Source organism: Streptomyces sp. NPDC019890 (assembly GCF_044903445.1).
Classification (GTDB): Bacteria; Actinomycetota; Actinomycetes; order Streptomycetales; family Streptomycetaceae; genus Streptomyces.
Genome location: NZ_JBJDQK010000010.1, coordinates 1 through 17,716, shown reverse-complemented (window position 1 = coordinate 17,716; position 17,716 = coordinate 1). Strand labels below are relative to the sequence as shown.

General features: G+C 68.4%; 17 protein-coding genes and 2 pseudogenes. 13 read left to right on the top strand and 6 right to left on the bottom strand.

The genetic code is table 11. From position 1 onward, the window contains the following. Positions 1 to 260 precede the first annotated feature (260 nt). From ACI2LP_RS25170 to ACI2LP_RS25160, 3 genes are all read left to right on the top strand, one after another. Positions 261 to 1,862, top strand: coding sequence for a sigma-70 family RNA polymerase sigma factor (locus tag ACI2LP_RS25170; protein WP_404726763.1), 1,602 nt, complete (start codon positions 261 to 263; stop codon positions 1,860 to 1,862). A 146-nt stretch (positions 1,863 to 2,008) separates the two neighbouring features. Further along, on the top strand, positions 2,009 to 2,203 hold the full coding sequence (locus tag ACI2LP_RS25165; RefSeq protein WP_404726762.1) for a hypothetical protein: 195 nt from the start codon (positions 2,009 to 2,011) through the stop codon (positions 2,201 to 2,203). A 177-nt stretch (positions 2,204 to 2,380) separates the two neighbouring features. Continuing rightward, a complete protein-coding gene (locus ACI2LP_RS25160) occupies positions 2,381 to 3,865 on the top strand; it encodes a hypothetical protein (protein WP_404726761.1) in 1,485 nt (494 codons plus the stop codon). Positions 3,866 to 3,874: 9 nt separating this feature from the next. Here ACI2LP_RS25160 and ACI2LP_RS25155 read toward each other — a convergent pair whose 3' ends face one another. From ACI2LP_RS25155 to ACI2LP_RS25145, 3 genes are all read right to left on the bottom strand, one after another. After that, positions 3,875 to 4,546: a hypothetical protein gene (locus tag ACI2LP_RS25155; protein WP_404726760.1), complete on the bottom strand. Its 672-nt coding sequence runs from the start codon at positions 4,544 to 4,546 to the stop codon at positions 3,875 to 3,877. 123 nt (positions 4,547 to 4,669) lie between these two features. After that, on the bottom strand, positions 4,670 to 5,179 hold the full coding sequence (locus ACI2LP_RS25150; RefSeq protein ID WP_404726759.1) for a flavodoxin domain-containing protein: 510 nt from the start codon (positions 5,177 to 5,179) through the stop codon (positions 4,670 to 4,672). Then, positions 5,176 to 5,898: a helix-turn-helix domain-containing protein gene (locus ACI2LP_RS25145; RefSeq protein WP_404726758.1), complete on the bottom strand. Its 723-nt coding sequence runs from the start codon at positions 5,896 to 5,898 to the stop codon at positions 5,176 to 5,178. Before ACI2LP_RS25145 ends, ACI2LP_RS25150 begins: the two co-directional genes overlap by 4 nt. A 430-nt stretch (positions 5,899 to 6,328) precedes the next feature. Between ACI2LP_RS25145 and ACI2LP_RS25140 the strand changes: the two genes are divergently transcribed. Together ACI2LP_RS25140 and ACI2LP_RS25135 are read left to right on the top strand one after the other, a co-directional pair. Next, the gene (locus ACI2LP_RS25140) at positions 6,329 to 7,204 is read left to right on the top strand and encodes a universal stress protein (protein ID WP_404726757.1); all 876 of its coding nucleotides are present in this window, start codon (positions 6,329 to 6,331) and stop codon (positions 7,202 to 7,204) included. Continuing rightward, positions 7,179 to 7,369, top strand: a pseudogene (locus tag ACI2LP_RS25135) (hydrolase); the annotation flags it as partial. The gene ACI2LP_RS25140 and the pseudogene ACI2LP_RS25135, both read left to right, overlap by 26 nt. A gap of 25 nt (positions 7,370 to 7,394) precedes the next feature. On the opposite strand, the gene ACI2LP_RS25130 reads toward ACI2LP_RS25135, so the two are convergent. Beyond that, the gene (locus ACI2LP_RS25130; RefSeq protein ID WP_404726756.1) at positions 7,395 to 8,078 is read right to left on the bottom strand and encodes a DUF4389 domain-containing protein; all 684 of its coding nucleotides are present in this window, start codon (positions 8,076 to 8,078) and stop codon (positions 7,395 to 7,397) included. A gap of 329 nt (positions 8,079 to 8,407) precedes the next feature. On the opposite strand from ACI2LP_RS25130, the gene ACI2LP_RS25125 reads away from it, so the two are divergent. The 6 genes and pseudogenes from ACI2LP_RS25125 (at position 8,408) to ACI2LP_RS25100 (ending at position 13,856) form a co-directional block, all read left to right on the top strand. Then, positions 8,408 to 8,875, top strand: a complete 468-nt coding sequence (locus tag ACI2LP_RS25125) for a cyclic nucleotide-binding domain-containing protein (RefSeq protein WP_404726755.1) — start codon at positions 8,408 to 8,410, stop codon at positions 8,873 to 8,875. Between the two features lie 97 nt (positions 8,876 to 8,972). Continuing rightward, positions 8,973 to 9,701, top strand: a complete 729-nt coding sequence (locus ACI2LP_RS25120) for a response regulator (protein WP_404726754.1) — start codon at positions 8,973 to 8,975, stop codon at positions 9,699 to 9,701. A 120-nt stretch (positions 9,702 to 9,821) separates the two neighbouring features. Then, positions 9,822 to 10,253: pseudogene (locus tag ACI2LP_RS25115) on the top strand (GAF domain-containing protein); the annotation flags it as partial. Between the two features lie 62 nt (positions 10,254 to 10,315). After that, positions 10,316 to 10,663: a ricin-type beta-trefoil lectin domain protein gene (locus ACI2LP_RS25110; protein ID WP_404726753.1), complete on the top strand. Its 348-nt coding sequence runs from the start codon at positions 10,316 to 10,318 to the stop codon at positions 10,661 to 10,663. Positions 10,664 to 10,836: 173 nt separating this feature from the next. Next, positions 10,837 to 13,245 carry an alpha-L-fucosidase gene (locus ACI2LP_RS25105; RefSeq protein WP_404726752.1) on the top strand — a complete coding sequence of 803 codons (2,409 nt, stop codon included), beginning with the start codon at positions 10,837 to 10,839 and terminating at the stop codon, positions 13,243 to 13,245. Between the two features lie 332 nt (positions 13,246 to 13,577). Then, positions 13,578 to 13,856 (top strand): DUF2079 domain-containing protein, encoded by a 279-nt coding sequence (locus ACI2LP_RS25100; protein ID WP_404727009.1) that lies wholly within the window; start codon positions 13,578 to 13,580, stop codon positions 13,854 to 13,856. A 782-nt stretch (positions 13,857 to 14,638) separates the two neighbouring features. On the opposite strand, the gene ACI2LP_RS25095 is transcribed toward ACI2LP_RS25100, so the two are convergent. Then, the gene (locus ACI2LP_RS25095) at positions 14,639 to 14,920 is read right to left on the bottom strand and encodes a putative PEP-binding protein (protein WP_404726751.1); all 282 of its coding nucleotides are present in this window, start codon (positions 14,918 to 14,920) and stop codon (positions 14,639 to 14,641) included. Next, complete coding sequence (locus ACI2LP_RS25090; RefSeq protein ID WP_404726750.1) at positions 14,898 to 15,107, bottom strand: hypothetical protein; 210 nt, start codon at positions 15,105 to 15,107, stop codon at positions 14,898 to 14,900. Before ACI2LP_RS25090 ends, ACI2LP_RS25095 begins: the two co-directional genes overlap by 23 nt. Positions 15,108 to 15,123: 16 nt before the next feature. Here ACI2LP_RS25090 and ACI2LP_RS25085 point away from each other — a divergent pair, with 16 nt between their 5' ends. Both ACI2LP_RS25085 and ACI2LP_RS25080 read left to right on the top strand, forming a co-directional pair. Beyond that, a complete protein-coding gene (locus ACI2LP_RS25085; RefSeq protein WP_404726749.1) occupies positions 15,124 to 15,606 on the top strand; it encodes a hypothetical protein in 483 nt (160 codons plus the stop codon). Positions 15,607 to 16,485: 879 nt separating this feature from the next. Further along, positions 16,486 to 17,085: a hypothetical protein gene (locus ACI2LP_RS25080; protein ID WP_404726748.1), complete on the top strand. Its 600-nt coding sequence runs from the start codon at positions 16,486 to 16,488 to the stop codon at positions 17,083 to 17,085. The last annotated feature ends 631 nt before the right edge of the window (positions 17,086 to 17,716 follow it).

Here is a 17,716-nt window from a genome sequence, read left to right as displayed (position 1 = left end):
GCGTGGCGTGTCGTTACTCCGGCACCTTCGGCATCGAGACCGTCGAGTCTTACCGGGACGAATGCCGCACATCTTCGGCGTTGCGTTCCTCGGATCAAATCTTCCCGGACGCTTCCGTCGGTATTCGAACATCGACCAGAATGCCATTCCCTCATGCAACGCACGGAAGGCATGGGTAACTCATGCCCAATGAGCAGGAAATACCCCTATCTGACGCCGAACTCACGGCAGCAATCAGAGAGTTGGAGTCCGACGCCCCAGTGGACGAGTTATACCGACGGCACCGGTCCGCCGTTTTCTGCTACGCACTTGCCTGCTGCCGCGATCGGCACACCGCCGAAGACCTCACCTCGGAAGCCTTCGCCCGCACCCTCCAAGCCGTACGGTCCGGCAGCGGTCCGGAGGCCGCCTGGCGCCCGTACCTCCTCACCGTCGTCCGCCGCACCGCCGCCGACTGGGCGGGCACGGCTCGCCGCACCGAGCTGTCAGCCGACTTCGAGCAGTGGCTCGCCAACGGGTCCGACACCCCCGAGGCGGAGAGCGGCGAGGAGCGGATGCTCCGTCTGGAGGAGAACAGCCTTGTCCTGCGGGCGTTCCGCTCCTTGCCCGAGCGCTGGCAGACCGTCCTTTGGCACACCGCCGTCGAGGAAGAACCGGCCACGAAGGTCGGCCCCCTGCTCGGCCTGGGTGCGAGCGGTGTCAGCTCGCTGGCGTCCCGCGCCCGGGAGGGTCTGCGCGAGGCCTACCTGGCGGTGTACGGCGAGGATGCCTCCGCCACCGACGAGTGCCGCCGCTACAGCTCCCTGCTCGGCGCCGCTGTGCGCCGCACCGGCCGCCGTACGAACAAGGATCTCGAACGGCACCTTGCGCAGTGCGAGTGCTGCCGCAGCGCGCTCGTCGAACTCACCGAACTCAACGAGCGGTTGGGCTCGCTGCTGCCGGCCGCCGTACTGCTGTGGGGAGGCTCGGCATATACAGCGGCGCGGCTGGCGGAAGCAGGCGCGAGTGCCGGTGCCATGGCCGTCGCGCCCGGCGCACCGCACGGTTCCGTCCCTCTGGACGGCGGTACGGGGTGGTGGGCCAAGGCCAAGGTCGCCTCGCTGTCCTCGGGCGCGGTCGCCGGCTCCGTCGTCGCCGCCATCGGGATCGCAGTCCTCGTCGTGCCGATGCCTTTCGGCGACGACGGGAAGGGGGCTCAGGGCGCGCCGCACGCGCCGGTGGCGCAGCCGCCCGTTTCGGATTCCGGTCATCCACCGCCCGTCACGCTCACAGCGACGCCCTCCCGGACGGCGGGCCAGGCCGGGCACTCCGCCGCAGCGTCAGCTCCCGCGTCCGCAGAGTCGGTTCAGCCATCGCCCACGGCGGCCGACCTCGGGGCCGTCAAATGGTCGGGCAGCCTGCGCAACGCGGGAGTCACCGGCATGTGCATCGAGCCGGCCGGTACGAGTGTCGTGCAGAACGCGTGCGACGACGGTGAGGACCAGGTCTGGCAGACCTTTTCGTTCAAGGAGAACAAGGACTACACGTGGCTGCGCAACGCCGCCACCGGCGAGTGCATCGACTACCGCGGTGGCACCCAGCAGGTATTTGACAACGCTGCCAACGTGCGGATCAGGATGGGACCCTGCCGCGCGGCCGCCGACGGACAGCTGTTCCGCTTCGACCCGTGGTGGGGCGAGAGCGACGGCAGTTACCTGGTGCGCGCCGAACTCGAGGACGGCAAGCCCTGGGACGAGATGCAACTCGGCATGCTGGACTGGTGGGAAGGGAACGACCCGCCGCCTGAGAAGGACGCCCCCGTTGTGCTCACGTACAACTACTACAACGCTCCACGGCTGCGGTACCGCATCGACCTCAAGTGACTGACTGGCCAGGGCCCGTGCGACGCCACCCGCGGTCGCACGGGCCCATTGAGCAAAGCGTTGGCAAAGTGGCGGGATGCCCTCTGCCGGGCGCAGTCCTCCTTGTGACCGTCTGTACAAACGACACGCATCTCGGGGGGACCCCCATGGTCCGAAGTGTCCTCGCGCACCACCTTCACCGGCTCTTCAGCGCGCCCGTGCGGCGGCTCTTCAGCGCGCCCGTGCGGCGGCGCTTCTGCGCGCCCGTGCGGCAGGCCGCCGGTGTCCACTCGGTGTATCTCACGGCGTGCCGCGCCGCGGGCAATTCCAGCGTCAGCATCACCGAATTCACCTTCGGCTGAGTCTCCCGGAATTCCTTGCCGGCTCCCGAGCACGACGTCGGCCGGCAGGCCGGTGACGCCATGCGGGCCTTCACCCATGGCTGCCACCGGACTTGAGTGAAAGGTTTCTCGATGCATTTGGTCCTGGGATCGCGGCCGTCGCAGCAGCCTCTTTCCGATGCGGCTCTGATTCATGGGGTGCGCAAAGGCCAAGTCGAACTCTTCCGGCATGTCTATCGCCGCCACTACGCCGCCGTGCAGGCGTACGCCTCCCAGTGCATGCCGGGTCCACTGCATGCGCACGAGGTGACATCACAGGTGTTCGCGCAACTGCTGCAACGGATGGTCTCCGGGGAGGGCTTCGTCGGACAACGTCATCCGGGCTGCCTGCGACCCCAGATACTGGGCAACGTTCGCACCACGGCGATCACGAGGTGGCATCGGGAGCGCGAAGTGCTGTCACCGGACTTCCGGGCCTGGGTGGCCGCGGGAGGCCGGTGGCCCTGGGGAGACGACGGCCAGCTGGCTGTCGCGTTCCAGCGCCTCCCGGCCACCACACAGTGTCTGCTGTGGCACTCGGTGGTGGACCGGGACGATCCCGCGTCGACGGCCCGCATCACGGGACTGGCCCTCCATTTGGTCAAGGACCGCTGCGACGAGGCCAGAAGTGCGCTGCGCCAGGCCCGTACGGACCTGTATCTCGAACGGCTGGAGCGTCAGGACTGCAGGGAGGTGATCAAGCGGCTGCCCCAGGGGCCCGAGGCGCTCCCGGCCGGGGAGGTCGCGGACCATCTCCGTGTCTGTCCGGCATGCATGGGTGTCTACAAAGATGTCTCCCGGCTCGACGGACAGCTGGAAGCGCAGCTGCCCGTACGGCTGTTGGGGTGGTGGACCGGTCAGGATTACCTGCGTGCGAAGGAGGCCATCCCCGCGCCCTTGGACGATCCGCCGTTCCTGACGAGACTGATGGAGCGAGCCGAGGTCCAAACGCAGACGCAGCGTTCGCGCGTGCGCCGGGCCGCCCCGGCGGCCGCCGCCCACCGGCACGGGGGAAAAACAGGGGCGGCGGCTCCGCGAGTCCGCACGGCAGCGGCGTCCCCGCGGGTCCCACGTCGGTCCCGGGCGGCTGTCGCGGTCATTGGCTTCCTGACCGGGATTGGCGCGGGCATGGGTGCCCTGGCCGCCTGCGATCAGCAGCGCGCGGCACAGGAGCACCCGCCGTCTGCATCCCGGTCCTCGCCGACGCCGGACGACTCTGCGTCGCCCGAGGCGCCGGTTCCCCCTGCCTTCCGGGCCGGAGACCGCGTCCCCGCTGATGCGTACACCACCCAGGGCGGGACAACTGCCGGCTCCGGCCCGGGCATCCGCGCCCTGGGAAGCTCCTCCTTGCTGCGCTACGACCGTGTCGCCTTCTCCAGCGGGGACACGCTCGCCCACGCCAGGCTCGCGGGGCCGCCGGGCGGCGGTGCCTGGATAGAGCTCGTGCTCGATTCCCCTGCCCGGTTACCGCTGGCGCGGATCACCCCGACCGCCGATGGCTCCGTTCAGGACATCTCGGTGCCAGTCATCCCGGTCGACGGCGTGCACCGTGTCTACGTGACCGCGCATTGCCCGACGACCGCCGAGCCGTGCGTCGAACTCCATGCGTTCGGTACCGCGTCGACAGGCTCTCGTACACAATGACGACACGCGTCATGTCTCGTCCCTTTCCGCTTCCGTGCCTTCCACCCGGACGGGCCCCGGCCGGTCCGGGTGCTCCGCGGCCGTCTTCACGGACTGCAGTGCTGCCCGCAGGGCGATGCCGACGCCCGGTGAGACGAGTGTCCAGTAGCGGCCGAAGCGCACCGTGGACTCCGGGTCGGTGCACACGGTGCGGGCCTCATAGACCAGGAGGGATCGCCGCGTGCCATAGGGGTGGACGGTGAAAGCGGCCGCCATCTTGGCCCAGCCGGGCTCCTCGAAGCCGGTGAACGCATCCGGCTCGATCCGGCGCCACTCGATGGCGGGCTTCCATACCTTGCCGACGGCTCCGAAGGTGAGTTCCCGTCCCGGGGTCTCCCCCAGGGCCACCCAGGGCTGGTCCTGGTCGTGCGTGTTGACGTCGAACAGATCGGCCACCCGCATCGTCGGCGGCGCCGGCAGGGGGCGCCGACGAAGCCTGTCCGGCACCCCGCGCGCCCACATGACCAGGTCGAACAGTGGCGAGTGAATGGTGAGCAGGTCCAGTCGGCGCGTCGCTTCGTACACCGCATGAGGTGCGGCGTCGATCATCACGCACTCCAGGCGGCTGAACCGGAAGTCCCGCAGCGCGCTGTCGAGCAGCAGGGGTGCGGCAGCCGTGTCCGTGGTCGGGTCGGCGCTCATCGAAAACCTCCCAGGTCCGATACCGGGCCGATATCTCAGTGTGACGTGCCGCCAGGCGGTGCGCAGGTGCCGGACGGTCCCTGTCTCAGCCGGAAACCGGGACCAACAGTGCACCTGCGCCCCTCATCCGTGGGTCAGCTCCCGGACGATCTCAGCCGCCCAGGCGTCGATGGCCGGCCAGTCACGGAAGTCGCCGTACCGGCAGCCCATCAACCGGAATGCCACACGCCCGGTGAAGGGCAAGTGCTCGGGTGCGATGACGCCCGACAGGAGCCGGTGCCCCTGGTAGGGAATGCCTCCCGGCAGATCCGCGGTGATGACGGACTCCTCCTCGTCCGCCCTGCCTTTCCACGGCCCGCGCAGCGCGCTCGGTATGCCCACACTGAAGATCCACACAGGACGCACGCGGAGCAGTTCGCTGTTGCGGCGCAGAAAGTCCTTCGCCGGGTCGAGCCAGGCCTGATCGTGGACCGCGCTGCCGAGCACGAACGCCTCATACGCGTGCGCGTCCTCGACGTCGGCCAGGGACCTGACATCGGCCTTCAGCCCGGTCTCGCCCAGCCGCTTGCCCAGGCGCTCCGCGATCTCGCGGGTGGAGCCGTGTGCGGTTGCGTATCCCACCAGAAGGTTCATGTCCTGGGGGCTCCGCCGTCGGGAGGCACATGGGTCTGTCCGACATGGATCCGGCGGCCCGTGAGGCGGGTGGGTGTGATGGTCACCCACAGTCCGCGGTTGCCTCCCGCCCAGGGGGTGGTGGCCGCCTGTTCCTCCAGGTGACGCACGGCTTCGGCGTCGGTGACGGCACGTGCGGGGCCGACCACGAGAACGCTCCAGCCCTGGCTCAGCGCATCGTCGATGTGATCCACTTCGAAGGCGACTTCTGTGCCTGCCGCCGCAGCCGGAACGGCATCAGGAGCTGTTCTGTACGCCACGACGTCGTTCATGACGAGGTAATTGACGGGAACAATGGCAGGTCCGTCAGAAGTGGACACCGCCACCCTGCCCACGCCATGCGAAGACAGCCGCTTACGGCACTCTTCGGCGGTCATTTCCACCAGCTCCGAGTGGTAACCCGCCTTGCCGATTCCCGGCGGCAGATCCGTGCCGCCCCCGGTCAGGTCGCCGACCGTGGTTTCCAGCGCGTCGGCCAGGCGCAGCAGGAAGCCGATGCCCGGTGCGCCGGCCCGTTCCTCCACGTACTGGAGGTAGCTGGGTGCCGATCCTGCACGCAGGGCGACGTCCTCACGGGTGAGCCCCAGCTCCTCACGGCGCTGTGCCACCCGACGGCCGATGTCGCCCCCCGCCGTCCTGGACTGCTGGTTGGGCGAGCCACCCGGCTCATTCTCCGACATGCGCAACACATCCCTCGGTGATCCACGACGCTCCGTCGCGCAGCGGCGTGTCTTCCAAGTCCAGCCTCCGCCAGGAAGCAGGCGCGCCGCATGGGCCGGTCGGCTCCCGAAGTGGGGTTCATCGGCCCCGTCGCCCAGCCTGCCGTCGCCGCACGGCTCTCGGCGGGGGTGGGGACGGAGCCGTCGGCGTTGGGCAGCCAGGGGTTCGAGGTGTCAGTGGCTGCCTGGCCGGGTCGGCGGCGCCGGCTGCCGTGGATCATGCGGAATGTCCGGTCGTCATCGGCCGGTCGGGCGAACGCGGGACGCGCGAAGGGCGTGGGGCCGAACGTCCCGGATGAGGGCCGAAGCGCCCCTGACCGCGGCTGCGCACACACTGGGACTGTGAGGACGGCAATGCCTCCGATCGGCCGGCTGAAAGGTGGTGGGGACGATGGAGCTGCCCCTTGTCGTGGGTGTGGACGGTTCGGAGCCAAGCCTCGGGGCCGTGGACTGGGCGGTGGACGAGGCAGCACGCCATGGAGTTCCCCTGCGGCTGGTGTACGCGTCCCTCTGGGAGCGTTACGAAGGGGAGGCACCGTCGTACAGCCAGGACCGCCCCGCCGACCAGGTGCTCGCGGACAACATCGTCGGCACCGCCGCGGAGCGTGCCCATCAGTGCAACCCGGATGTGAAGGTGTCCACCGAGGTGGTGCCCGAGGAGGCGGTGACCGCGCTCCTGCGGGAGGGGCACAACGCCTTCGCGCTCGTCATCGCATCACATGGCCGCGGGGGTCTCGCCGGTCTGCTGCTCGGCTCGGTGAGTCTGGCCGTGGCTGCCCGCGCCCATTGCCCGGTGATCGTCGTACGCGGCGACCAGACCGCCCTGTCGGGCAGCCACGAGCGGATCCTCCTGGGCGTCGGTGACCTCGCTGCCGGCTCCAGCGCCGTGGGCTTCGCCTTCCGCGAGGCCGAGGCACGTGGCTGCACCCTCGACGCCGTACGTGCATGGCGCCGGCCCGCACACGAGACGACCGACCATGCCCCGCTCAGCGGCGACGCCGCGACGTTCCACGAGATGCGGGCCGCCACCCTGCTCGACGAGGCGCTGGGCAAGGGTGTGGGCGATCACCCGGCCGTCCGGGTGCGCCGTACCACGCTGGAGGGCCCGGCCCACAAGGTGCTGCTCGAACGTTCCGCCGCCGCCGACCTGCTGGTTGTCGGAGCCGAGCGCCGTCAGGGACACTTCGGCCTCCAGCTCGGCCGACTGGCCCACGCCGCACTCCACCACGCCGCCTGCCCCGTTGCCGTCGTTCCGCAGCGGATGTGAGCGCGTGATTGCCGCGCTGCGGTCCGTGGAAGCGGTGGTTTTCGACGCCGACGGAGTGATCACCGACTCCGCGAGGCTGCACGCCGCGGCATGGAGACCGCCTTCGACGCCTTTCTACGAGACCACCCGCCCGAGGACCCGGAGCTGAGGCGCCCGTGGCCGGCCCCGGACTCGGGTGCCGCGCTGTTGCTCACGCCTTGAACTGCCCGGCGTCAGGCGGCCATGGCCGGGCAGCCGGCTCGGAACCGCCCATGTCCAGCCGGAAGGGCGGATAGGCGTCGGTCATCAGGCTCGCGTAGGCGGCGACCCGCAGAACCCAGCGGTTGAGCCCGATGACGAGGTCGAACAGGTCCTTCGGATACTTCTCGGTGAAGGCGAGGATGACGGCGGCGATGATGGCCAGCACGGAGACCAGCCCACCGTCCCACCAGCCGGCCCGGTATCCGCCGGCGAAGAAGCCGATCACGATGTAGTGCGGGATGGCGAGCAGCCACCACTTCACCAGGACAAGGCCGCGCGACAGCCGCTCCGGGTAGACGATGTCCAGCCGTGCCGGATAGCCGGGCTCCGCCCCGAGACTGAACGGCGGGTAGCGGTCGGTGGCGAGTGCGCTGTACCCGTAGTAAGAGACCCGCCAGGTCCAGCGCAGCACCCCGACGTTGAAGTCGAACAGTGGCCGAGGGTAACGCTCGGTGATCAGAATGGCGAAGAACGCGACCACGCTGACCAGCAGGAAGGCGATCCACAGGAAGAACAGCACAATGTAGTGGGGGATCAAGAGCAGCCACTTGACCAGCCACAGCCAGCGCGACAGCGGTGAGTCCAGCGCTGCTTCCACTCTTACCGGGTCGTACGCCGCAGGAGTCGTAGTCATGACTGTCAGCTCCTTCGTACACAGGACCGCGCAGATGGTGCCTGATTTCAGGTTGGCGGCAAGCAGGCCTCGGCGCGACTTCCCGACGGCGGACTGCTTCCGGACGGCGCACTGTCAGTCCTTGTGCTTCGGTCCGGCGAGCACGACCGGGGCGGGGCCGCGTGTCTCTGTGCCCAGCCTGTGGTGGAGCGACAGCGGACGCACAGGGGCCGTCCGGCCCAGCGGCAGGGCCGCCAGGCCCCTGCCGCTTCTTTCCTCGGCCCGCCAGGCTGTGCACAAGGAAGACACCACTCCGGGCCGTGGACACGGCTTGAGGTACGGAGACAGCAATGACCAAGGCGCCCCCGCTGCTGAGCGTCCTGCCGCCCGAAGCCCGCGACAGGCTGATGGAGCTCGCCCGGGAGACAGCCTTCCCGGCCGGCGTACGCATCTTCGAGGAGGGCGCCCGCGCGGACCGCTTCTGGATCATCCTCAACGGAGCTGTCGAACTCGATCTGCACGTTCCGGGTCGGCGTGCCGCCGTGGTGGAGCGGCTCGGATCCGGAGATCTGCTGGGCTGGTCCTGGCTCTTTCCCCCGCGCAGCTGGCATCTCGGTGCCGAGGCGGCCGGCCCTGTCCGAGCACTGGAATTCGACGCTGCAAAGGTGCGTGCCCTGTGCGACGAGGACCGGGAACTCGGCAAGGCGCTCACGCTCCGTATCGCCGAGGTGATCGCCCACAGACTTCACTCCGCTCGCGGCCGCCTGCTCGACCTGTACGGACCCTCCGGCAGCGAAACCCTGCGCCTGGCCGACTGAGGGCCTCACGCAGCCCGGCCGACCCGTTCGGCTGTGGTGCGGGTGGCCGGTGTGAGTCAGGATCCATGGGGGGGAACAACGCGGCAAGGATCGGACAATGGCCGAGTCACGAACGTTCTCGAACGAGACGCCGATCAAAGTGTTCCTGCTGGACGACCATGAAGTCGTCCGGCGTGGCCTGCACGATCTCCTCGATACCGAGCCCGACATCAGCGTGGTCGGCGAAGCCGGCACGGTCGACCACGCGCTCGCCCGGGGTCCGGCGCTGCGGCCCGATGTGGCCATCCTCGACGTACGTCTGCCGGACGGCGACGGCATCACGGTCTGTAGGGAACTGCGCTCACGCATGCCCGAGCTGGCCTGTCTCATGCTGACGTCGTTCGACGACGACGACGCGCTGCTGGACGCGATCATGGCGGGCGCCGCCGGGTACGTCCTGAAGCAGATCCACGGCTCGGACCTCGTCGCGGCTGTCCGCACCGTCGCATCCGGGCAGTCCATGCTGGATCCGGCCACCACCACCAGGCTGATGCAGTCCCTGCGCCACGACGAGACCGCTCAGGAACCCGAAGATACGGCGCTGTCCGGGCTCTCCCCGCGCGAACACCAGATCCTGCAGCTGATCGGCAAAGGAATGACCAACCGCCAGATCGGCTCGCAACTCTTCCTCTCCGAGAAGACGGTGAAGAACCACATCTCGCGGCTGCTGTCCAAGCTCGGCGTCGAGCGGCGGATTCAGGCGGCTGTCATGGCCACTCGGGTGCAAGGGCCCTCGGAACCGGAGACACACGGGCACCACGGCGGAGGGCCGGACGTATACCCTTGAGACGCTCGCCTCGCTCCCCGCCGCCGCAATCCCGGGCCCATGGGCACGACTGGGGGCAGGTCCTATCGTGGGAGAGACGGAGTGTGACTCGTCGGTCGGTTCGAGTGCGGCGGAGGCTCTGTGGAGCGAGAGCGCGACCTGGGGACCGACAGTCTGCCGCGGCTTCGGCTGGACGAGTTGCTGGAAGAGCTGCACGTACGCATCGACGCGGTACGCGGCACGCGGGACCGTGTCCGTGGTCTGCTGGAGGCCGTGCTCTCGGTCGGGCGTGAACTCGACCTTCCGCAGGTTCTGCGGAGGATTGTGGAAGCCGCAGTGGTCCTGGTGGACGCCGAGTACGGCGCGCTGGGGGTGATCGGCCAAGACCGGAAACTGGCGCAATTCCTGACGGAGGGCATTGACGACGAGTTGAGGGCTCGGATCGGTGATCTGCCGAGCGGCCATGGCATCCTCGGCGAGCTGATCCGGCACCCCGAGCCGCTGCGCCTGGCGGAGCTGTCCGAGCATCCGTCCTCGTACGGCTTCCCGGCGAATCACCCGCCGATGCATTCATTGTCTTCCACGACGCCAAGGCCGCCGGCACGACGATCGTCGGAGTCGCCAGCGGCAGATGCGTGGACGTCCCCGGGGCCAGATCCGAAGACGGTAATGATCTGAACCTCTACGAGTGCAACAACACCGCAGCCCAGAAGTGGACCTTCGGCAGCGCGGGCGGCGAGGTCCGCGCCCTCGGCAAGTGCATGGATGTGGAGGCGGCCCGCCAGGCCGACGGCACCCCGGTGCAGCTGTACGAGTGCAACAACACCGCAGCCCAGAAGTGGACTTATGACCCCCAGAGCCAGGAGCTCAAAGCCTTCGGCAAATGCCTGGACGCCTACGGCGGGGGCTCCTCCGACGGCACCAAGCTGATCCTCTACAGCTGCCACGGCCGAGACAACCAGAAGTGGCGGCTCATCGCGTGATCAACGCCGGGGCGCCCCCGGCTCGGAGCAGCAGACGCTGTTCGACCGGCCGCAGGAGGAGTCGCGATGCGGCACAGACTCGGGCGCTGCCGTAACGGCGGCACCAAGCAGAAGCCCTGGGGAAGGCGACTGCTTCACCATCTGCCGATCAAGCATCACAGAGAGGTTTGCCCATGAGAGCAAGACGCGTATGGCCGGTGACGGCCCTGGTGGTGGGTCTGCTTTTCGGCTCGACGAATGTGGCGTCGGCGGCACCGAACCCGGTGGTGCCCATCTCACCCACCGACACCAACGCGCAGATCATCGCCAAGGCGGCCACGGTGACCCCGAGTGACCGGCAACTGGCCTGGCAGCGTGAGGAGTTGACCGGCTTCGTGCACTTCGGGCCGAATACGTACACCGGTAACGAGTGGGGCACCGGCCTTGAGGACCCAAACCTCCTTCAGCCGTCCAACCTCGACACCGATCAATGGATCAGCACGTTCAAGAACGCCGGTTTCAAGAAGGTCATCCTGGTCGCCAAGCACCACGACGGGATGCTGATGTTCCCCTCGGCATACTCCGATCACGGGGTCGAGCGGAGCTCATGGCTGGGCGGCAAAGGCGACATCGTCAGGTCGTTGACCGACTCGGCACGCCGGCAGGGCGTGAAGGTCGGCATCTATCTGTCCCCGTCGGACCTGCACGAGTACAAGCGGCCTGGCGGCACGTTCGGCAACGGCAGTCCAAAGGCAGACGCCACCATCCCGACAGCAGGCAGCGGCGGCGACCCGACCTTCCAGGTCAAGGCCGACGACTACAACCGCTACTACATGAACACCCTCTACGAGATCCTGACCAAGTACGGCCAGCTCGACGAGTTGTGGTTCGACGGCGCGGACCCGACCGAAGGCAAGCAGCCGTACAACTTCAACGACTGGTTCAAGATGGTTCGTACGTTGCAGCCCTCGGCGGTGATGTTCAACGGCCCGGACATCCGCTGGGTGGGCAACGAGGACGGCTTCGCCCGTGACAGCGAATGGAGCGTCGTACCGCAGAAGGGCAGCCCGGCCCCGGACGGTGAGCGGCACTCGACGTTCGGCGAGATGGCGGACAACATCGCCGGCGACGACAAGCTCACCACAGAGTCCGACTACCTGGCCTGGCATCCCGCCGAGTGCGATGCCCGGCTGCAGCCGGACTGGTTCTGGCACGAGGGGCAGGGCCCGAAGTCCCTGGACCGGCTGATGCAGATGTATTTCGAATCGGTCGGCCGCAACTGCCAGCTCTTGTTGAACATCGCCCCGGACAGGTCAGGCCGCTTCCCCGCCGCCGAGGTTGCCCGGATGGCGGAGTTTGGGGGCAAGATACGGTCCACCTTCGCGACGAACCTGGCCGCGGGCGCGACAGCGGCCGATGACGGCGGAACCTCCCACACCCCGGGCAATGATCCTGCCAGGGTGCTCGACGGGGATGACGGGACGGCGTGGCAGCCCGCCAAGACCACCGGGGGCCTGGTTCTGGACCTCGGGTCGGCCAAGACGTTCAACACCGTGCTGCTGCAGGAGAACATCCAAGTCGGCCAGCGCGTCTCCGGCTTCGCGGTGGATGCCTGGAACGGCTCGTCCTGGCAGCAGGTGACCAGCGCGACCACCATCGGCTACAAGCGGCTGCTGAAACTCGGCACCCCGGTAACCACCCAGAAAGTACGGCTGCGGATCACCGGTTCGCGAGCGCTGCCCCCGGCGATCGCGAACCTCCGGCTCTACGGTGACGGTCCGAACCTTGCCTACGGCAAGCCCGCCGTCCAGTCATCGGCGTTCGCCGACCAGCCCGGCAAGGGTGGCGCCGAGCTGGCGGTGGACGGCAATACGAACGGCGCGTACGGCACCGGTTCGGTCACCCACACCAACCCCGAGCAGCACGCATGGTGGCGGGTCGACCTCGGCGAGTCCAGGGACATCGGCGAGATCGCCCTGTGGAACCGCACGGACTGCTGCGCCGACCGGCTCTCCGACTACTGGGTGTTCACCTCGGAGACCCCCTTTGACACCGGCCTCACCCCGACCCAGCAGGCCGCCAAGCCAGGTGTCTGGTCCAGCCACCAGACCAGCCGTGCGGGCAGTCCGACCCGGATCGAGGTGGGCAAGAAGGCCCGCCACGTGATGGTGCAGCTGTCCGGCAGCAATCCGCTGTCCTTGGCAGAGGTGCAGGTGTTCGGCGCGCAGTCCGGTCGGATCGTCGGCGTCGGCGGCAAGTGCGTGGACGTGGCGGGGGCCGGCACCGCCGATGGCACGAAGGTGCAGCTGTATTCGTGCAACGGAACCGCCGCGCAGACCTGGAGCCGTTCCGGACAGACGTGGCGGGCGCTGGGCAAATGCCTGGACGTGGCGGGGGCCGGCACCGCGGACCTCACAAAGGTGCAGCTGTATTCGTGCAACGGAACCGCCGCGCAGAGCTGGGTCGCGGGTACGGGCGGATCGCTGGTGAACCCCAACTCGGGCAAGTGCCTGGACGCCAAGGACAACAGTTCCGCCGACGGCACCCAACTGATCATCTACGCATGCCACGGCGGCGCCAACCAGACATGGACGTATCCGTAGTCCCCTTCGCATCCGCCTGCACAATCTGCTGAACCGCATCTACTGCGGTTCGAGTCACGACCCTGTTGTGTGGCTGAATCCGGTGCAATGCTGTGCCGGGGGTGATCCTCCAGCCCCCGGCGGAGGCCCCCGCCCTGGCCCCGCCCGTGGGCTGCTACCTGGGCGGGACGCGCCGTCCTGATGCCCATCGTCTTCGCCGCGCTCGTCGAAGCGGTCACCACCCGACCGGGCGGGCAACGCGCCGCGCCCACCTGGCCATCAGTGCCTGCTGCTGCCGCTGTTCCCGCTCGCACGCCTCGGCCTGGCCCACCACCTGGACAAGTAATCCGCGCATCGCCGCCGCCCACCGCATCCTGGACCACATACCCGACGGAGCAACCGTAGCGGCCTCCAACCGTCTCGTTCCACAGCTCACCAGCCGTACCACTGTCTCTGAATTCGGCCTGCCCGGCCGCAGACCCGTCCCTGAATGGATCGTCGTCGATACCGCCGCCCCGCAGGGCTGGCCCATCTCACGTGCCCAACTGGCTCGCGACATCGATCCTGCGCAAGCCCGCGGCTACCGGACAGTCATCGACCGGGACGGCTACCTCATGCTGCGCAGGCCTTGAGCTTCATCCCGTTGCCCCGAGCCCCGAAGGCGCTGAGTGTGCGCCATCTTGTCGAGGGTGGCGGCGGTGCCGCGTTGTGCAGACGCCCGAAGCCGGTGTCGGCGTCGTCGTCTCCCACCATCTCGGCTTGCCTGGCGCTGCCGACCCCCGTCCGCACCGGCGGCGCGTCAACCCCACCAGCCGTACCGGCAGCCGAGCTTCGAGCTGCTGATCGAGCCGGACACGCCTTGCCGACGCTCGTGCAGGCCGGACAGGAGCGGAGAGGAGCGGTGAGATCCGCGGTGGGGGTGCCTCGGGCCGCAGAGTCAGCTTCCTCATCACATCGCGGAACTCCGGCAGTTCGAGCGTTCCGGGTTCAGGCCCGTGCGAGCCTCGCGGAGCGCGCTTCTGTCCTCCTCGCCGCACATGAGGAACTCCTGCAGATCTGTCGGGGACGTCGTTCAGGAGCGCCCCGGCCGTCCTGCTTCGCTGCCCGATCCCCGCGAGCAGGGAGGAATTGACGGGGAGCGAAGTCGACCCGCGACCGAGCCAGCCATCGTCGCGATAGACGGCCCGCAGGATGTGCAGCCCGTCCTCACCCACCTGCAGCACCCAGGTGGTCAATGCATCTCCGCCACGGGGAAACCGGTCATAGCAACCAGTCGCTTCAGCGGATCGAGGGCGAGGACAGACCGTCCGGAGACGAGGCCAGGCCGCCCGGGGGCGTGGATGGGCCGGGTGTGGGAGGGCCCTGGGACCGGTGAGGTTGAGGGTCCCGGGGCCGCGGCGGATGCGGGTCCCGCTCAGAGCATTCGGCGGCGAACGCCCGCACGTGCTGTGGCGGCGTCAGGCGCTCGGCGGGCCAGAACGGCCAGGGCCTGGCAATGGGCGAGGGAGTGTGCCCTGAGGGCGGTGCGGACTTCGGGCAGGCAGGCCGGGGCCATGGACAGGCTGCTCACGCCGAGCCCTACCAGCACCAGGGCAAGGGGCGGGTCGGACGCCGCTTCGCCGCACACGCCGACGGGCCGGCCGAGGTCCGCGCCCTCCTCGACCTGGTCGCCACTACCGCCCGCGGTCACAGACACCCGCCAGCCGGTCGGCGCGCAGCGCGGCCGCCGGGACCTCAACCATCGAACCGGCCACCGGCAGTCCGTAGGAGCGCACCCGGGCGGCGAACTGTTCGGCCTCGCCGGGCAGGGATGACGCTGATCCCGGACGGGCCGAGCCCGTCGACACCGATCCTCCGGCAGGCGCACCCGCCGGAGAGCTCATGACCAGGGGCCCTCCCATGATCACTTCCGTATCCCCGCCAGCCTCCGTCGCCGCGGTCTACCTGCGCTGCCACCCGGCCGACTACTGGCACATGCACACTCTGCGCGAAGCCCTCTGGCACTTCGCCCGCAGCCTCGGATTCGCCGACACGGAGCCCTTCACGGACGACGGGTATGCGTCCCACGCCCACTTGCCCCGTCTCCACCACCTCTTCCAGCTCGTGAAGCAGGGGCACTTCGCAACCGTCCTCGTGCCGGGCTGGTGGGTCTTCTCCATCAAGGACGGCGACGCCAGGGCGATCGGCGACGAACTCCAGAGCCTCGGCTGCCGGATCGTCGAACTCCCGGGCCGGCTTTCGGGATACGTTCCCGGCGACGGCTGGTCGCAGAGCCGCCGCCCGGCCCGGAAGCCCGCGCCGGTGACCGTTCCCGCCCCGGACCACGACCAGGCACCCGTTATCGTCCCGTCTCCGGCGCACCACGCCCCCCACCGCATCTGACGGCACCTCCCCGTGCGCGTGGCCCCGCCGTCACAAGCTATCGCGATGACAAGGACGTGGGCGGACCCGCACACGCACCCCATCAACTCGGCACTGCGTGGGCCGACTTGGTAAAGCATCGGCAAAGTAGCGGGATGATCGCCACCGAACACAGTCCTCCCTCGTGACCGCCGTAAACACCACGCACATCTGGGGAACCCGATGGTCCCAAGTGTCCTCCTGCACACCACGTCCGCCAGCGGCTCGGCCACGCGCAGATCGGACCCCGTGCGACAGGGCAGAGCGGCAGCCTTCCGGGCTGTTGTGGTGCGCAACAGGGCCGCGGTCCTCGATGGCACGTCAGCAGGCTCATGGCGGGTGGCTGCGCTGACAGGCGCGCGCATGCCGGCGCTGCGCGGGTGGAACCGTGCGTCGGACACCACGTACGGGCCCGGCAACTGGTTGGCGGGTGTCCTCGCGCTTCTGGGAGGGAGAAAGGAATGCGTCATGTGGACTGTCAGGTGCAGGCGGCTGCACAGACGTTGAGCTGACACGTCACCCTGGCGTCGCCGGTGGCTGCTTTCATGTTTCCGGAAATTATGCCGAGGCAGGCTGCTTGTCGGCGGTCTGCACCGTGTCACGGTAATGGCAATTTCTCATCGGGCGCGCTCCCGGCTCATTCCCGAAGTAATGCATGGCTCAGTGGCTTTGCCCTGCGGCGGCGCCTTCCATCGATTACCGATGTGACCTTTCGGGCCTTAAATGATCTTCATTTCCGGGTGTGATCGGCAGGCGAGGAAATTTGAATGCCGACGCTGAACAGAATATTGAATCGGGACGTACTCCATGGCGCACGGATCGAAATCCGACCGTGTTCCGCGATCGAGAACGGAGTTGAAAGTGTCCCGACAGAGAATGGTCAGCAAGAAGAAGATCGTCCTGCTCGCCGGTACCATCGCACTGGTCGGTGGTATGGCATTCGCGATGACAGGAACCGGCAATGCCGGCCAGGGGAGGGTCAACCTGTCGTCGTCACGGACGTGTGACGCGCTGGCCAGGGCTCTGGCGAGCAACCAGCAGTTCATCGCCAATGAGCGGGCCAACCCCAATCCCAACTCCCGGGCGAGGATCGCCAACCGGCAAGAAGTAATCGGTCTCATCAGGGTGCAGCAGCAGGCTGAAGGCTGTCGCGGGTCGGGCGGCCGCCAGGCTGCTCCACCGGGGGGACGCCAGAGGGGTGGGGCTGCTGCGGGCCAGGTGGTCTGCAAGGGGTCGACGGTGACGCTCTCCGGAGAAAGGGGTGCGCCGGCGGCGTCCAGCAGCCAGTTCCCCGCCGGGACCAGGCTGAGGGTGACGAACCTGGACAACAACAGGTCGACGACCGTCCAGGTGAATTCGGTCTCCGGTAGTTGTGTGCTGCTGAACAACGCGGCGTTCGAGCAGGTCCGCGAGCCGGGCAAGTTCCTGATCCGGAACGCACGGATCGAGCGCGTCGGATAGCTCGGGAGTAGCGCTGAATTCTCTCGCTCCCGCCCTGTCGTCCCAGGGACGGGAGCGGGGCACCCGCCTCCCTGCTACGCCGCGAATTCACCTCATTCGTATAGAGGAAATTCCACTACATCTGAAAGGAGGACCGTTCGCCCCGCCCGACTCTGTGCAGTAGGACGGTCCTGGAGTGATTCCGGGGGCGTTCTTACCTGCCGCGCGCTGCCCCCGGGCGCCCCCGCGTCCCCATGGGATTGACGGATACTCGCCTCCTCGCGCCCCAGGTCTCCTCCCTGGTCCCGTCTCAGATCCCCTCTCTCGTCTCAGCTCGCACCCGCCCTCGTCTGGTCTCGTCTGCTCTCGTCTCAGGGACGCCGTCATATCAAAGGAGGAGGAACGGGCCGGGCGATTCCACCCCGGGGAACGGGCACCGGGACTGACGATCCGTAACCGGGCGGCGGACAGCATGGGGTGGTTCCCACAGACCACCTCGACAGGAGAGTTCCCCCTTGACCGCCACCCCCATCGCTCAGGAGGGGGTGGTTCCCACAGACCACCCCGCAAGGAGAGTTCCCTCGTGACCACCACCCCCATCGCTCACCGCGCCACCGCAGTGGCCGCCCGCGCCACGGATCTGTCCAAGGTG

Bases quoted from the DNA above. Each gene is read 5' to 3' on its own strand.
- ACI2LP_RS25120 (WP_404726754.1), top strand. From the start codon at position 8,973: ATGGCCGAGTCACGAACGTTCTCGAACGAGACGCCGATCAAAGTGTTC.
- ACI2LP_RS25155 (WP_404726760.1), bottom strand. From the start codon at position 4,546: ATGAGCGCCGACCCGACCACGGACACGGCTGCCGCACCCCTGCTGCTC.
- ACI2LP_RS25165 (WP_404726762.1), top strand. From the start codon at position 2,009: ATGGTCCGAAGTGTCCTCGCGCACCACCTTCACCGGCTCTTCAGCGCG.
- ACI2LP_RS25130 (WP_404726756.1), bottom strand. From the start codon at position 8,078: ATGACTACGACTCCTGCGGCGTACGACCCGGTAAGAGTGGAAGCAGCG.
- ACI2LP_RS25105 (WP_404726752.1), top strand. From the start codon at position 10,837: ATGAGAGCAAGACGCGTATGGCCGGTGACGGCCCTGGTGGTGGGTCTG.
- ACI2LP_RS25085 (WP_404726749.1), top strand. From the start codon at position 15,124: ATGATCACTTCCGTATCCCCGCCAGCCTCCGTCGCCGCGGTCTACCTG.
- ACI2LP_RS25090 (WP_404726750.1), bottom strand. From the start codon at position 15,107: ATGAGCTCTCCGGCGGGTGCGCCTGCCGGAGGATCGGTGTCGACGGGC.
- ACI2LP_RS25125 (WP_404726755.1), top strand. From the start codon at position 8,408: ATGACCAAGGCGCCCCCGCTGCTGAGCGTCCTGCCGCCCGAAGCCCGC.
- ACI2LP_RS25150 (WP_404726759.1), bottom strand. From the start codon at position 5,179: ATGAACCTTCTGGTGGGATACGCAACCGCACACGGCTCCACCCGCGAG.
- ACI2LP_RS25140 (WP_404726757.1), top strand. From the start codon at position 6,329: ATGGAGCTGCCCCTTGTCGTGGGTGTGGACGGTTCGGAGCCAAGCCTC.
- ACI2LP_RS25145 (WP_404726758.1), bottom strand. From the start codon at position 5,898: ATGTCGGAGAATGAGCCGGGTGGCTCGCCCAACCAGCAGTCCAGGACG.